13 protein-coding genes and 2 riboswitches are annotated in these 15,512 nt (G+C 46.9%); of the genes, 11 read left to right on the top strand and 2 right to left on the bottom strand.

The annotated features are described in order from the left end of the window. Window positions 1–757 precede the first annotated feature (757 nt). Window positions 758–1,240 carry a C40 family peptidase gene (locus ACTWP7_RS07305; RefSeq protein WP_443122613.1) on the bottom strand — a complete coding sequence of 161 codons (483 nt, stop codon included), beginning with the start codon at window positions 1,238–1,240 and terminating at the stop codon, window positions 758–760. A 609-nt stretch (window positions 1,241–1,849) separates the two neighbouring features. Here ACTWP7_RS07305 and ACTWP7_RS07300 point away from each other — a divergent pair. The 4 genes from ACTWP7_RS07300 (at window position 1,850) to ACTWP7_RS07285 (ending at window position 7,705) form a co-directional block, all read left to right on the top strand. Then, window positions 1,850–2,122, top strand: coding sequence for a hypothetical protein (locus tag ACTWP7_RS07300; protein WP_443122612.1), 273 nt, complete (start codon window positions 1,850–1,852; stop codon window positions 2,120–2,122). 142 nt (window positions 2,123–2,264) lie between these two features. After that, the gene (locus tag ACTWP7_RS07295; protein WP_443122611.1) at window positions 2,265–4,178 is read left to right on the top strand and encodes a ThiF family adenylyltransferase; all 1,914 of its coding nucleotides are present in this window, start codon (window positions 2,265–2,267) and stop codon (window positions 4,176–4,178) included. Further along, the gene (locus tag ACTWP7_RS07290) at window positions 4,175–6,121 is read left to right on the top strand and encodes a TOMM precursor leader peptide-binding protein (RefSeq protein WP_443122610.1); all 1,947 of its coding nucleotides are present in this window, start codon (window positions 4,175–4,177) and stop codon (window positions 6,119–6,121) included. The genes ACTWP7_RS07295 and ACTWP7_RS07290 overlap by 4 nt, the downstream gene beginning before the upstream one ends. Before the next feature lie 21 nt (window positions 6,122–6,142). Beyond that, window positions 6,143–7,705, top strand: coding sequence for a SagB/ThcOx family dehydrogenase (locus ACTWP7_RS07285; RefSeq protein ID WP_443122609.1), 1,563 nt, complete (start codon window positions 6,143–6,145; stop codon window positions 7,703–7,705). Between the two features lie 7 nt (window positions 7,706–7,712). On the opposite strand, the gene ACTWP7_RS07280 is transcribed toward ACTWP7_RS07285, so the two are convergent. After that, a complete protein-coding gene (locus ACTWP7_RS07280; RefSeq protein ID WP_443122608.1) occupies window positions 7,713–8,609 on the bottom strand; it encodes a sulfite exporter TauE/SafE family protein in 897 nt (298 codons plus the stop codon). Between the two features lie 899 nt (window positions 8,610–9,508). Then, window positions 9,509–9,613, bottom strand: a riboswitch (SAM riboswitch). Window positions 9,614–9,778: 165 nt separating this feature from the next. Beyond that, window positions 9,779–9,879: riboswitch (SAM riboswitch) on the top strand. A gap of 100 nt (window positions 9,880–9,979) precedes the next feature. Between ACTWP7_RS07280 and ACTWP7_RS07275 the strand changes: the two genes are divergently transcribed. From ACTWP7_RS07275 to ACTWP7_RS07245, 7 genes are read left to right on the top strand one after another with little or no spacing between them, the layout of a single operon-like run. Next, window positions 9,980–10,711 (top strand): phosphoadenylyl-sulfate reductase, encoded by a 732-nt coding sequence (locus tag ACTWP7_RS07275; protein WP_443122607.1) that lies wholly within the window; start codon window positions 9,980–9,982, stop codon window positions 10,709–10,711. A gap of 13 nt (window positions 10,712–10,724) precedes the next feature. Beyond that, on the top strand, window positions 10,725–11,879 hold the full coding sequence (gene sat / locus ACTWP7_RS07270; RefSeq protein ID WP_014642920.1) for a sulfate adenylyltransferase: 1,155 nt from the start codon (window positions 10,725–10,727) through the stop codon (window positions 11,877–11,879). A gap of 17 nt (window positions 11,880–11,896) precedes the next feature. Further along, window positions 11,897–12,496, top strand: a complete 600-nt coding sequence (gene cysC / locus ACTWP7_RS07265) for an adenylyl-sulfate kinase (protein ID WP_443122606.1) — start codon at window positions 11,897–11,899, stop codon at window positions 12,494–12,496. Further along, a complete protein-coding gene (cobA, locus tag ACTWP7_RS07260) occupies window positions 12,493–13,269 on the top strand; it encodes a uroporphyrinogen-III C-methyltransferase (protein ID WP_014642922.1) in 777 nt (258 codons plus the stop codon). Before cysC ends, cobA begins: the two co-directional genes overlap by 4 nt. After that, window positions 13,221–14,042: a sirohydrochlorin chelatase gene (locus tag ACTWP7_RS07255; protein ID WP_443122719.1), complete on the top strand. Its 822-nt coding sequence runs from the start codon at window positions 13,221–13,223 to the stop codon at window positions 14,040–14,042. Before cobA ends, ACTWP7_RS07255 begins: the two co-directional genes overlap by 49 nt. A gap of 17 nt (window positions 14,043–14,059) precedes the next feature. Next, the gene (locus ACTWP7_RS07250) at window positions 14,060–14,692 is read left to right on the top strand and encodes an NAD(P)-binding protein (protein ID WP_443122605.1); all 633 of its coding nucleotides are present in this window, start codon (window positions 14,060–14,062) and stop codon (window positions 14,690–14,692) included. Continuing rightward, window positions 14,685–15,491 carry a uroporphyrinogen-III synthase gene (locus ACTWP7_RS07245; RefSeq protein WP_443122604.1) on the top strand — a complete coding sequence of 269 codons (807 nt, stop codon included), beginning with the start codon at window positions 14,685–14,687 and terminating at the stop codon, window positions 15,489–15,491. The genes ACTWP7_RS07250 and ACTWP7_RS07245 overlap by 8 nt, the downstream gene beginning before the upstream one ends. The last annotated feature ends 21 nt before the right edge of the window (window positions 15,492–15,512 follow it).

Below are 15,512 nucleotides of genomic sequence, written 5' to 3'. Positions count from 1 at the left end.
TCATGATAGATGGATTCATAATCTAATTCCTAAACGGCAAGGAGTGCTATCCAGCTCCAACACCTAGCGGCTAGTGAGACTTCCCTCGCTTCTGTACGATAAGGCAACATCGAATCGCTCCGCTCTTCGTGTTTTCTTTATCTCCGCCAGCTCAGTCCAGTCCATACGCCGCTGACCAAGGTGCTTCCGCTTTCAAACTGGGAGTCTCGCCATTTCCCCACCAACCCAACGACGGGAGAATAACGGACCCTTCCAGAAGAGCGAATGCTCTCCTTCGAAATAGGTCCTAAATGCTTCTATGACAAGCTTTTCCACATGGTTGTAGTATGAAAAAACACTCCTCATCCCATGCTTCTTTCTCACCAAGTAAACCGTGTATGAAGTGGTTTCGAGATTATGATACGGCCAGGTCCGGAGGGGGACGATAGAGACTCCTGTGGGATGAACATGATCGGTAAGATCCCGCAGGGCTGTTAAGCCCGAGGAAGCTTACCACAAGGGATGTTCGACTAAGAACGCCACATCGTGTGGCAACGTCGAACGACCCTGCGTCGTGCAGGGCCGGAAAGCGAAATCGTCCCCCGGAGGGCCTAATTCTCACAAAAGTCTCGAAACTGAGTCTTACAGTATCGGGAGCTTTTGTGTAGTATTAACATGCACGCTTAAAAAGGGCAATTGAATAGAGGGGCGGGGCTTTAATAGAATAGCAATTATGTAAGCGGGGACTTCCTTTCTGAGGAGGTCCCTGCTTTTTTAGTTAAAAGTGACGCTTTGCACCTATATACTTTGTTTTCCAATAGGAACTGGAGAGCTTTTGTGTTCTGACTCCGTGAGAGGTAGCGGCAATAAACTCACCGGAACCCGTGTATATGCCAACAAATGAGACCTTACCTTTGCCAGCTGTATCAAAGAATACAAGATCCCCAAATTTTAGTTCGGATTGCTTATTAACGACTACTCCTTGCTTGTATTGATCCGCACTTGTGCGGGCGATTTTCTTTTTAGCAGCTGAATATGCATAGATGTATTGAGTAAATCCACTTGCATCGAATCCTTTAGGCGTCGTTCCTCCCCACTTAAATGGGGTCCCCGCGTATCTCTCCGCTACGGCAGCCACTTCCTCACCATAATCGATTGTGGCTTCTGCTTTTGAAAAAGGGGCGAAGACAAAAGCAGCAACTAATGAAAAAATGACCACAGCATACACCCAAAACCTTGACTTACTTCCAACAACATTCATCCTTTTTACCTCCTGAAGTTAAATTCGCCAAACAATAATTATAGTATTGTTGCTATTTTTCGTTTATTCCACCGACGAAGATGAAAAGTTTTCGACATAGATTTTCTCGGCAGCAGCGGCCGTGAAGCTTTTGGAAAAAAAGAGAACAATAGAATTGGAACCCTCTAGTCCTGATAGATCCGCCTAATTAATAGCTCTCTTTTTTAAAGTAGAGGAATACCAGCTTTTTCTCTATTAACTTTAATAAGGAGTCTTTGGCAGTCCACTCCGTTAGCAGCACAGCACAATTGAGGATGATCACGGCGCAATCGAGGTGAATCACGGCGCAATTAAGGTAGAGCACAACTCAATTCGCCCCAAGTAAAGCTTAATCAGTCGCAGCATCTTCTGAACTCGCCAGCTTCTGATGGCAGCCTGAAACTAGAACCTATTATCCTCTAAAAATTCCCTCTTACTACTGACTGCTGAGTAAACAACTTCCAAGTACCTCCGAGTAACACTGCCCAGGCCTTCATCATACCTTGATTGGGAAAGTGTCTTTATTAATGAATGAGAATTCGAATGGTTTGAGGACCAAAGTAAATCTGAATATTGATGGAGGTTACCCATATGAATCAGTTTCAAAATGAACTTCAGCATTTGGATGTTGGAGAATTCCATGCCCAGCAGTTAGTACCGAGTGAGCAAGCTCACAATTATGGCCAAGATTCGCGATTAATTGGTTTTGGATTTGTGTGTTTTGGCTGCTTTGGCTGTTTCCGCTGTGCTGGATGTGGCGGTTGTGGAGGCTGCGGCGGTTGTGCACGTTGTGCGGGTTGCGGAGGGTGCGGTGGCTGTGCGAGATGTGCACGCTGTGCAGGCTGCGGTCGCTGCGGACGTTAAGCATTTTACATTATATATAGTTTTTCCTTACCCCTGCAGAAACTGGCTGCAGGGGTACTTCTTATAAGGAAAGACATATGAGACAAAGGGACGTACATAGAATCGTAGAAGGAAGTCAGCTCAGCTGGTAAGGAGGAGTGTCATGGTGAATGTAAAACCTTCGATGCGTTTGAAGGTCAAAAAGGGTACTTTTTTTATGCCAGAATCGAATGGAAGTGTTTATTTTAGAAATAATGCAGGTTCGTTTCGGATGGAAGGAAAGGCCATTCAACAATGGGTGGAGAAGCTGGTTCCCATGCTTAATGGAGAACACTCAATGGCTGATTTAACCGAAGGATTATCACTGCCCTACCGTACGCGTGTCTATGAAATGGCGGAAGTTCTCTATACAAATGGGTTTCTCCGAGATGTAAGTGAAGATCGTCATCACGAATTACATCCAGAGGTAGCGGCGAAATTCGCTTCCCAGATCGAATTCCTGGAAAGCTTCGGCGATTCTGCCTGCTACCGGTTCCAGCAATTCCGGCAGAAAAAAGTAATAGTCGTTGGTGAAGGAGACATGGTGATCGGCGTAGTGTCCGCTTTGCTTACCTCCGGGCTGGCAACGGCTCATGTAATCATAACGGATGAGGAAGAAAGCAGTCGTCGTCGCGTGAGGGAGCTTGAAGCCTGGGCAAGGGAATCGGATTCTGAGGCTGCTGTCAGCCTGGCAATGGAAAATTCTTTTTCCTGGACTGATGAAATCGAACCATATGAGGCGGTTTTTTACGCTTCACACAAAGACCAACACGAGGAGCGCAAAGCAGTCCTCGAAGCGTGTCAAAAGAAGCAAAAATGGCTTATTCCCATTTTATACAGCGGAACAGCAGGATTTGCGGGTCCTATGGAACAGCCCGGTTCGGTTCCTTGCTTTGAATCTGCATGGCGCAGTCTTCACACCCAAGAAGCAGACGAGGAGGCTGCGGAACGATCGATTTCCTCACCAGCCGCAGCGATGCTTACAAATGTGGCTGTGTTCGAATGGTTTAAAAAGGTGACCGGGGTGCCGGATGTTCATCCTTCCAACCATATGTTTGTCCTTACAAATGAAACCCTGGAAGGGAAATGGCATCCGTTCAAACCAAATCCACTTGTAACAGGAAGCATAGCGGCCGAACGAGTAGAAAACGTACTGAAGGAAACGAAGGAAAAAGAAGAGAATGAGGCATGGTTGTATTACTTTAGTGAGATGGCGTCCGGACCATTAGGAATCTTCCATCGTTATGAAGAGGGAGACCTGCCCCAGCTGCCTTTATCTCAATGCGAGGTGCAAGCGGTTGATATTCAATCCGTTGAGCCGCATCCAGGCATCATCTGTGCAGCGATGACCCATGAAGAAGCGAGAAAGGAAGCAGGACTTACGGGAGTTGAACAGTATCTGGCGCCTTTAAAGCAAGATATTTTGAATGCTTTAGAAGCTGCAAAGGACCGGGAATCCAGACTGTATTTAGGAGCGGGGGAATCAGGTACAAGAACAGCGATCAGCCGGTCGCTAACAAATATGCTTGAAGAAAATTGGAAAACACAAGTGAATGAGGAAAAAGGTACACCCGCCAGGCTGGAGTTACGTAAGGTGGAAGATGAACGCTGCCGCTTCTATTATCAAGCATTAACGACCATGAAGAAAGAACCGGAATTAGGAATCGGTGAAGACGCTTATGGCTTTCCTGTCGTGTGGATAAAAACCCGTAACAATCAATGGTATGGAACTGTCGGATTTACTCGTACCCTCGCTTTACGCGGAGCGTTACGTCGGGCCCTGTTAGAGGCGCAAAACAACATCACCTTCCCTGAAGCACCTGTAGTTTCAATCAAGGAGTTTAAAAAGGGGTTGGTCCAACTCGTCGATGTTCCCTCCTGTGAGTCAGATGATCCGGAGGTGCTTCAGTCTGTCATTGAGCGGATAAAACGCAGCCATAAAGATCTTTCCTTTATAAAAGTAACGATGGATCCTTTTAAAGATGATGGCATCATTGATCTCTTTGGCGTGGTTGTAAGTGAGGAGGAGTCAGGGTGAGTCCAATCATTGCAATGATCGGAAAAGGAAAGCTGCTTGAGCTTACGGCAGAGGAACTAAGCGCACAATATGAGCTTGTTCGGCATCCTGATTTGAACACCCCTATCCCCGGAGGCACCACAATGGTGTTGGTGCTGCGCGATGCCTGGGATCCATCGATCTATCTGCAGGCAGAAGCGGCGACCAGGGAGTGCAGGGTGGTATGGATGCCGGCCTTCGCAAGCTTTGGTGCTGGTGTGGTCGGCCCGCTTGTACGACCCGGCCGTGAAGGCTGTTCACAATGTGCGGAGTCAAGGCGGCTGATGGCCGCTGTCGATCGTCAGGATTTGTGGAAGATTCATCAGGCACTGCTCGAGAATCAGGCTGCCCGACAGGATGAATGGGGATCGGAAACAGCTTTCAAGCAAATGGCTTTTCTGATCAAAAGGGAAGTAGAGCATGTGTTAAAAGGAAGGCCGTCTTCACTCGAAGAATCGATTTACCGGATGGATCTTCGCAGCCTGGAGAGTTCACGTCATGTCATTTTACCGGATTCTACGTGCGGAGTTTGCAGTAAAAGGCCCGATGATTCATCCTCCGCTGCTGAAATAACGCTTGAGCCATGTACGAAGATTCATAAAAACAGCTATCGCTGCCGGTCAAAGGAAGAGTTAAGCGGCGTCCTTTCCAAAGATTATCTCGACCCGCGGACTGGATTGTTAAACAATAAACTGCAGGATTTTGGAACTCCGTTTGCCGATGTCATTGTTAACCTTCCTATACTTGGCGGGGACGAAGGAACGGCAGGTAGAACCAATTCCTACGCAGAAAGTGAAATGACCGCCATACTTGAAGGGCTCGAACGCTCCTGTGGGATGGATCCGCGGGGGAAACGAACCACCGTTCACGAAAGCTACAGCAATCTCAATTCCGCTCTCCATCCGCTTCAGGTAGGGGTTCATACGGACGAACAATACGCACAGCCCCATTTTCCTTTTACGGCTTTCCATCCAGATAAAAAAATGAACTGGGTGTGGGGCTGGTCCCTCCAGCAAAAATCCCCTGTGTTGGTTCCGGAGCGGCTGGCTTATTACAGCATGGGCTGCGGAGATGGGTTCGTTTTTGAAACTTCGAATGGATGTGCCCTCGGCGGAAGCCGGGAGGAAGCCATTTTTCACGGGATGCTCGAGGTGCTGGAACGGGATTCTTTTCTCATGACGTGGTATGCCAGACTCCCACTTCCACGGATTGATCCGTACTCTTCAAAAGATAAAGAACTGAATTTAATGATCGATCGTATGCGGGAAGAAGCAGGCTACGATCTATACTTGTACAATGCCACCCTCGAACACGGCATTCCGTGTATATTCACGATTATTAAAAAAATCGATCCCAATCAAGCGGGGTTGAATCTTATTTGTGCAGCGGGTGCCCACCTTGATCCGGTCAAAGCGGTGAAAAGTGCGATTGCGGAAAGTATTGGCATGGTCAAACCATTGAATAAGGAATTCGAAAAGAATAAAGACAAATATGCTGCTATGCTGAATGATTCATCGCTTGTTCAGAAAATGGATGACCACGGAATGTTATATGGACTTCCTGAAGCAGAAGAACGGCTGGACTTTTTACTAAAAAATGAGAAGCCGCAGCAGACATTTGCCGAGGCTTTTAACTGGAAGCGGAGCCACCCGGATCTTACGGATGATGTAAGGGATCTTCTGCATGTGTTCCGCAGACTGGATCTCGACGTGATTGTAGTCGATCAAACCACTTCAGAAATACGCCGCAATGATCTTCATTGTGTAAAAGTAGTAATTCCAGGGATGCTGCCTATGACGTTTGGTCACCACCTCACTCGCATCACAGGGCTTGAGAGAGTGTTACATGTGCCAAAGCAACTCGGCTATGTTAATCGGTCTCTCACGTTAGAGGATCTTAACCCTTATCCGCATCCATTTCCTTAATAGTGGCCAAGGAGGCTAGTGATGGATCTTGATTTGTTCTTACACCAGCTGCATTTTCAAAGTGACGTTGTGAACCCGCGTGAATGGGTAGTTGATTGGGAAGACGCTCCGCTACCTTTCAAGATTTACCGGGGACTGCCGGAGTTTCCGCTGCCTCATGATATTCCCCTTGATCCTAGAGAAGAGGGTGCGGGGTTCAACACGGCTCTTTCTGCCATTGGTTATTTTCTGTGGTACGCCTATGGATTGACTCAGTTTAGCCACACAGCACTGCCGGCGGGTGGAGAAGACGTGGAGACGATTCAGACCCTGCGGCGCTTCGCCCCATCGGGCGGGGGTCTTTACCCAAACGAATTGTATATGTATTTGAAAGTGGAGGACCTGCCGCAGGGTGTCTATCATTATGATGTTGCTCACCATCGTCTTCTCTTACTTAGGGAAGGGAATTTTGACTCTTATTTGAATGGAGCTCTAGGCCATAACGCTGATTTTGAGTGTGGTTTCGGGGCAGTGATTATTACTTCGATGTTCTGGAAGAATTTCTTTAAATACCACAACTTCTCCTATCGTCTGCAGGGACTTGATGCCGGCGCGCTAATAGGCCAGCTGCTTGAGACGAGCCAATCCTTTGGTTATTATGCCCAGGTTCATTTTCAATTTATGGATCGTGCGGTTAATCATCTGCTCGGTCTCGATGACAAGGAAGAAAGTGTATACGCGGTGATCCCTCTCTTCACGTCGAAACAACCTCGTCTTCAGAAAGACAACAGAACAGAACGAAGCGCGGAGGATTTGTGTACTGAACTTCCAAAGCTTGAAACCAGCTATTTTCAAAGATCCCAAAACGTGAAGGAATTCTCTCAAATCATCCAGGCCAATCAGAGCTCAATGATAGAATCAACGGAATTATTCCGCCGGCTGAAAAAAAGAAAAGAGAAAACGGAGGTCAGGTCGAAAATTGGTCTCCCTGATGGAGAAAAGCTGAACGAAGATGTATTCGAGGTATTCCGGAACCGCCATTCCCCGGAGATGGATTTTATACCGGAAAAGATAGAGTTAGCCAAGCTTGCTGCCCTGCTTCAGCATGCATTCGCTCCATTTACGAGCCCCACGGACCTCGATAGAGAGGGGGATCCGGTTTCTCGCCTATCCCTATACGGATGTTTCTATCAAGTGGAAGGGATCACGGATGGAGCTTACCGGTATGACAGTCTCTCTCATTCGTTAATCAAACTAAAAGAGGGGGACTTTCGTCCGGAGCTGCAGGCGGGAATGAACATGGATTACGTCAATTTTCATCAGATCCCTATCTGTCTTCATATAGCAGGAGATCGGTTCTTTTATAAAAATGAGCTGGGGCACAGAGGGTACAGAATAGAGCACATGGAAGCGGGGGTGCTGCTGCAGCGTCTATTGCTCTCGGCAAGTGCGCTTGGTATGAACGGTCACCCACTACTTGGATTCGATGTGAACCATTGTGATTCCCTCTATGATTTGAAAGCAAGCGATCAGACTACTCTCCTCCAGATTCCTGTTGGATGTCACCGCCCGAAGAGCCGACTGATTGGCGGCATGCATAGTTAGGCGGGTGCTACGACGTTTCTTTTAACGGAGAGTTCCCCTGACGGTTAAATTGAATGTTTCGTTTAATGGAGAAAAGGACGCATGCTGCCCAGCCTGCAATGAGGACGGTATAAATGAGTGTCAGCACATCACCGCTGATGGAAACGGACTGCAGTACAGTGCGCAGATTCACTAAAATAATGAAACCACCGGCAAGCACTCCGAGAATCAGAGCTGGAAGAATCCGAACCAGCCAGGCGGCAAGTGGGGCGGCCAGAACCCCCCCAATAACAAAAGCCGCAATCCACAGCCAGTTGAACTGATCGATTCCTAAAAATATAAGAAAACCGAGGGTGGCAGAAGTCGTCACGGCGAACTCGGTCGTATCCACCGTACCGATGACTTTTCTAGGGGTCGCTCCCTTTTGCGATAGGAGCACAGGAGTGTTGATCGGCCCCCATCCACCGCCGCCTATGGAATCCATGAATCCTGCTAGGAAGCCAAGCGGGTACAGAAAGCGTTTTTTGAGCGGCTTTCTTTTCTGGTTCTCATTTGACGGGCGCAGGAAAAGAAAACGAGCGATGATATAAATCCCGAGCAAAAGTAAGAAAGAGGAGATAAAAGGCTTAATCATATCTCCCGGGAGATTACTTAGAAAAGCTGCTCCCAAAAATGCGCTGACCGCTCCCGGAACAATTAAGGTCAGGGCTAATTTTTTATCCAGGTTTCCGAACTTATAGTGTGAAAATCCTGAAACGCCTGTTGTAGCGATTTCAGACATATGGATCGAAGAGGAGGCAATCGCGGGAGCCACCCCGTAGGCGAGCAAAAGGGATGAAGAGCTGAGCCCGAATGCCATCCCCAGCGCACCGTCGATAAGCTGGGCAAAAAAACCGACGAACGAAAAAATAAGTAATCTTCTCACGTTTCAACACTCCTGTTTCTATAATTTATTATTCTGATTGATTTACTTGGTTTTATGTTTAAAAAAATCTAGCTGTTATGTATTCCTGACCAGGCTTACAGAGCAAAGAAGAACGCGTTGTTTTCTAAGCAGTTTCCATCTCAATTCTTACACTATATGGACCCGAAATGAATAAAGTCACTTCTTTGTTAAAGTTTATTATAGTTTTTTTCCTTAAAAGCTTATTACACAATAGGGCCGTTTACTTTAAGACTCAGTTTCGAGATATTGGTTATGAGGGAGGCCCTTCGGGGGACGATTTCGCTTTCCGCGGGCATGTGCTGAGCTTCCTCGGGCTAAAAGCCCTGCGGGATCTCACCGATCATGTTCATCCCGCAGGAGTCTACATCGTCCCCCTCCGGACCTTTCCAAATCAGAGACTCAATACCATTTCCAACATCACCTGCATAATGATGAATTAGACTATGTGGTTTTCTACCTATTTTCAGGATGTAACTACACCCAATAGCCTGTCATAAAAGCATTTAACCCAGATTAAGCAGGGAAATTATTCTCTTCTGGAAGGGTCCGTTTTTCTTAATCATGTTGGGTTGGTGGGGAAATGATGAGACTCCCGTGGGAGAAGGAGCTAGGCGAGACCCCGCAGGGAGTGATAACGACTGAGGAGGCTTGCCAGTTCCCCCACAGGAAAGCGAGTTATTTCCCCACCAGCCCTTCTCCATTTAACGTAACGGACCCCGGTTATCTTGAAACTGATTCTTCCACAATAGGGAGCTTAATTTTAAGATCAATACGGAAGTTCAGAAGAGCTGAAATTACAATTATTAACAGAGTATTCTGTAAAAAGGCTAAGAAAAAACCTCTTCCCTGAGGAAAGAGGTGAAAAGCTGAATAGCTTAACCTTATCTCTCAGACAATGTCTGCTGGAATGAGCACCTTCTACAACTAGGAGAGGTTGCTGCGGGATCAACGGACCAGATTCCTTCCCCGGCTCTTTATAAGGATTATTTAATTTTAAAATTAAGATACTATTCAATCTAAAGGGGAAAGGTAAGTCCTGTCAAGAACGATTTTTAAAAATACAGAATATTTAAATTAAGCATTGACATATAGTAAAAAGGGGCATAAGATTTTAATCAATCACATTTTAAAAAAATTCAATCATCGTTTTCTTATCTAGAGAGGTGGAGGGACTGGCCCTTTGAAGCCTCGGCAACGGGTCAACAGACGCTGTGCCAATTCCAGCAAGCTATCACTTGAAAGATGAGAAGATGAGACGCGGGCTTATTCATGCTGTACGCCTCTCTTCTTTTTTCAAGGAGAGAGGTTTTTGATTTGTAGCGTTTTGTTTGTGGGAAGGGAGGAAAAAAATGACTAATCCAGCCATAACTTATGAAGAGTTCACAGGCGATCCTTTTGAACATCTGGGCCCTGAAGGGGAAACCAAGGGGGCACTAGAAGTACTGAAATGGGCTTATGATACTTATGGTTCTTCTATTACCTACGCCTGCAGCTTTGGTGCTGAAGGAATTGTACTCATAGATTTAATAGCAAAAGTTAAAAAAGATGCCCACATCGTTTTTCTTGATACGGAAATTCATTTTCAGGAAACATACGATTTAATTGATAAGGTGAAGAAAAAATATCCGGACTTGAATATTGAAATGAAAAAACCGGAATTAACACTGGAACAGCAGGCCGAAAAACATGGCTCAGCCTTATGGAAAAGAGAGCCGGACAAATGCTGCTTTATCCGTAAAATTAAACCGCTGGAAGAAGCATTGAGCGGAGCCACCGCCTGGGTATCCGGACTGCGGCGCGAACAGTCGGTAAGCCGGAGCCATACGAATTTTATAAATAAAGATGACCGTTTTGAATCCATAAAGGTATGTCCCCTTATTTACTGGACATGGGACGACGTATGGCAATATATCCGACTAAACGACTTGGATTACAATGATTTGCACGATAAAGGATATCCAAGTATTGGATGTATCCCTTGTACGTTTGCAGCGGACAGCAACGATCGCTCCGGACGATGGAAAGGCTTTAACAAGACCGAGTGCGGTCTTCATACGACAGGTAACAACGAGAGTGAATAAAGGAGGAAATCACATGTCTACAATTATCGCTCCCCACGGCGGGACGCTTGTCAATCAAATAAACGAAGGGGCTGACACTTCAGCTCTTACCACAAAAATTGAACTGGATGCCATGGCTTTAAGTGATTTAGAACTGATCGGAAACGGGGCCTATAGCCCCTTAACCGGTTTTCTGAATCAAGAAGATTATCATTCCGTCGTTGAGAATATGAGGCTGAAAGACGGAACACCGTGGAGCATTCCCATTACGCTGCCCGTAAATAAAGAAAAGGCGAATGAGCTTCAGCCGGGACAGAAAGCCGCGCTCGTTCAAAACGGTACGACATACGGTACGATCACGATTAGTGAAGTCTATTCATCGGATAAAGAAAAAGAAGCAGAGAATGTGTACTTAACCAAAGAATCCGCGCATCCCGGCGTAAATAAACTTTACGGCCGTCCGGACTATTACGTGGCCGGGGAAATTGAACTGACAAAACGTGCGGAAAAGGAACATGACGAAAAGTTCTACCTGGACCCTGCCCAGTCGAGAGACTTATTTAAGGACCTGGGCTGGAGTAAAGTCGTTGGTTTCCAAACCCGTAATCCGGTTCACCGCGCTCATGAATATATTCAAAAAGCGTCCTTGGAAACGGTAGATGGACTGTTCTTAAATCCACTTGTCGGCGAAACGAAAAGCGACGACATTCCGAGTGATGTAAGGATGAAGAGCTACCAGGTGCTGCTCGAAAACTACTATCCGGCGAATCGTGTTGTGCTTGCTGTCTTTAGTGCGGCTATGCGCTATGCTGGTCCACGTGAAGCTATTTTTCACAGTCTTGTCCGTAAGAACTTCGGCTGCTCCCACTTCATTGTCGGCCGTGACCACGCTGGAGTAGGCGATTACTACGGAACTTACGACGCTCAGAAAATCTTTAGTCATTTCACAGAAGATGAACTGGGAATAACGCCAATGTTCTTTGAGCACAGCTTCTACTGCCAGGCGTGTGAAGCAATGGCTTCCCACAAGACGTGCCCACATGATGCCAAACACCACGTCATTCTTTCCGGTACAAAGGTACGTGAACTGCTCAGAAATGGCGAAAAACCGCCAAAAACGTTCAGCCGTCCCGAGGTCGTTGAGACGCTAATTGAAGGACTACGAGATAAACAAACCACTGACTCATAACGGAAAGGATGATGGATATGGGATCCAATCTCACGTGGCATGATGCTGCAGTAAATGTAAACGATTATCGAAAAAAGAACGGACACCATAGCGGAGTGATCTGGCTGACCGGTTTATCTGGATCCGGGAAATCAACCATTGCGAATTTAGTCAATAAGCAGTTGTTCCAGAAAGGGCTGCAAACATACTTACTGGATGGGGATAACATTCGGCAGGGGTTGAATAGCGATCTTGGTTTTTCAGCAGAGGACCGAAAAGAAAATATCCGCCGGATCGGCGAGGTCGCGAAGCTCTTTGCTGACAGCGGATCGATCGTTCTGACGGCTTTTATCTCTCCCTATCAGGAGGACCGCGATCAGGTAAGAAAGTTATTTAACAAAGACGAATTTCTGGAAGTCCACGTGGATTGTCCTGTAGAAGAGTGTGAGAAGCGCGATCCAAAAGGCTTGTACAAGAAAGCAAGAAAAGGGGAAATCAAAGGCTTTACCGGTGTAGATGCTCCTTATGAAGCACCCGCTTCCCCTGAGCTCAGATTAGAATCCGGCAGTCTGGATGAGCAGGCATGTGCGGACCGGCTGGTTGCTTTCTTAATCGAAAAGGGGTGGGTCAAAGGATGAGCAAAGTATTTATCGTTGGTGCAGGACCAGGAGATGTGGATTTAATTACCGTCAAAGGGTTAAAGGCCATTCAGCAAGCAGACGTGATCCTTTACGACCGTCTTGTCAATCAGGAGCTTTTAGATGAAGCAGGAGAGCGAACCGAACTTGTGTATTGTGGAAAAAGCCCGAACAACCACTCCCTCAGTCAATCGAGCATTAACGGTCTGTTATGCAAATTTGCGCTTCAAGGAAAAACCGTCACTCGTCTGAAAGGCGGCGACCCTTTCGTCTTCGGACGGGGTGGAGAAGAGGCGGAGGCCCTATCCAAACGAGGGATTCCATACGAAATTGTTCCGGGCATCACTTCTGGAATTGCTGCTCCAGCTTATGCAGGCATCCCGGTCACCCACCGTGATTTCAGTTCGTCTGTCGCTTTTATCTCAGGGGTCAGTAAACTTGGAATCGACGAAGAAGCCTACTGGGAGAGCGTTGTGAAAAGCATGGATACCTTGTGCATATACATGGGGGTAAAGAAACTGCCTGACATTTGTGAAAGGCTGATCCGTCATGGACGTTCGGCTGATACACCGATTGCGCTCGTGCAATGGGGAACAACGGAACACCAACAGACGGTGACAGGAACGGTTTCCACAATCGTAGAAAAAGCAAAAGATATAGCCAATCCATCCATGATCGTCGTGGGGGAAGTGGTGAAGCTTCGGGATTCACTGCAGTGGTTTGAATCCCTTCCACAACAGGAAGAGAATCCATTTCATCAAGTAGTGGGCTAAAGAGGAGGAAAAATATGCAGGCCGTATTATACGTAAGTCATGGAAGTCGAGTCGAAGAAACAAGAAGCGAAGCGGTCGCCTGTATCGAGAAAGCGCAGGCCCATGTGAACGTTCCCTTATACAAAATCTGTTACCTGGAGATTGCTTCTCCTAATGTCGCGGATGGAGTAGAGGAACTGGTTCAAAACGGGGCTTCTGAAATTGCTGTCGTTCCTGTGCTTCTTCTGTCAGCGGGTCATTACTATAAGGATCTTCCAGAAGAAATCAAGCATATGCAGGAGCGCTTTCCTTCCGTCACCTTTACGTATGGGAAACCGCTCGGCGTACAGGACCGGCTGGTTGATGTCCTGGTTGACCGTATTGAATCCACCACAACATTACAAAATTCTCCATTGAATCTTCTTTTAGTGGGCAGAGGCAGCCGCAAGCCGGAAACGAAGCGTGATATTGAATCCATTGCAAACAAACTGAAAAGTAAAACCAATGTTTCAAACGTCGACGTCTGCTATTTGGCTGCATGTGGTCCCACGTTTGAAGAAGGGCTGGAGACTTCTCTAAGCCGAGCAGGGGAAGGGGCGATTGTCGTTCCCTATTTATGGTTTACGGGACTGTTGATCCGTTCTATGCAGGAGAGAATCGATGAGCTTAAGGCTGCAGGTCATTCGATCGAAATGACTCACTATTTACAGGATCACCCTGGAATAGTAGAGGCGCTCGCAGACCGGGTGAAGGAAGCATTACAGAACAAGGAATCGTTTCCGGTCCTGTCCTAAAGAAAGGAGTTGAGGGTATGGCATTCGCACCGCTGATGGTCCAGCTGGAAAATCGCAGGGCCGTCATTATTGGAGGGGGAAAGGTGGCTTGTAAACGAGCCCGTACATTAATTGAAAGCGGGGCGCAGGTTACCGTTGTGAGCCCTCACTTAACTTCTGAACTGAGTGTCATGGCAGAGGACTCCGTAGTGGCATGGAAGAAAAAGCTCTTCCAGCCAAAGGATATTAAAGGTGCTTACATAGTGGTGATTGCGACCAATAACGAACTGGTGAATGAACAGGTATGGCAGTCTTCCTCCAGGGTTCCGCTCGTAAATGTCACAGGCGAGGCGGAACGAGGCAACCTTCAGTTTCCGGGTCATATTAAACGCGGCAGACTGTCGATCGCAGTTTCGACGGGAGGAGCAAGTCCCAAGCTTGCCTCACGAATGAAAGAGGAACTCGAACAGAAGTACGATCATACTTATGAGGACTACGTTGACTTCTTATATACATGCCGCCTGTACATTAAACGATCCCGTCTTTCGAGTGAAGAGAAACAGGAAACCCTTAAACAGCTCGTCGAGGAGGATTATAGGGAGGAAGCGAAGCAGCACATAATGCTGGAATGGCTTAAGCACAAAACGGAAGGAGGGGATGACGATGAGTGAACTGCAAGGAAAGCGGGTGGCCGTAGCCGCTGATCGAAGAGCGGAAGAAATCGGAACACTGATCCGGAATTTCGGCGGAGAACCAGTGGTGTATTCTATTCAGGGAAAAATGAACCTGGATGAATCCACAAGCGCTGGAAACGTCCGCGATTTGATCGCCGGTTCATTTGATTGGGTGATCTTAACGACAGGAATCGGAGCCAGAACGCTTGCCGACTCGGCTCTTAAGAACGAGGTGCATGAGGATTTTATAGAAAAATTAAGAACCAGCCGACTGGCCATACGTGGCAAGAAGACGACGGACTGGATGAAAGAACATCAACTTAAGCCCGAACTACTGGCTGCTGATGGGACGATGGCTGAACTGATGAAGGAATTGAGAGCGGCGCCGGAACGAGGAAGCGTATTTCTTCAAGCCTATAACCTTGACGATGCGAAGTGGAAATCGACCCTGGAAGAGATGGGGCATGAGGTTTATCTCTCTCAGCCTTACTCCTTTGAAAAACCGAAAACAGCCCATCTTCAGGAATTAAAAATGGAGATTTTTGACCAATCTGTCGAAGCGGTTGTATTTACAAGTAAAACGCAAGTGAAAAATTTATTTGAGGATACCGAAGATCAGGAAACCTTAATTCGCAAGTTTAATGACCAGGTACTGGCGGTTGCGGTTGGAAAAGTAACAGCGAAAGAGCTGGAAGATCAGGGAATTACTGAAGTTCTCCAGCCGGAAAATCAGAAAATGGGTGCCATGGTAGTTAAACTGAATCAATACTTTAAACAGCTGACCAAAAGTTATTAATCGATTTTTACAGGAGGTGGT

Source organism: Halobacillus sp. B29, assembly GCF_052246755.1.
Lineage (GTDB): Bacteria > Bacillota > Bacilli > Bacillales > Halobacillaceae > Halobacillus > Halobacillus halophilus.
The sequence above is the reverse complement of the archived record's forward strand: the minus strand, read 5'-3'. Positions and strand labels throughout refer to the sequence as shown.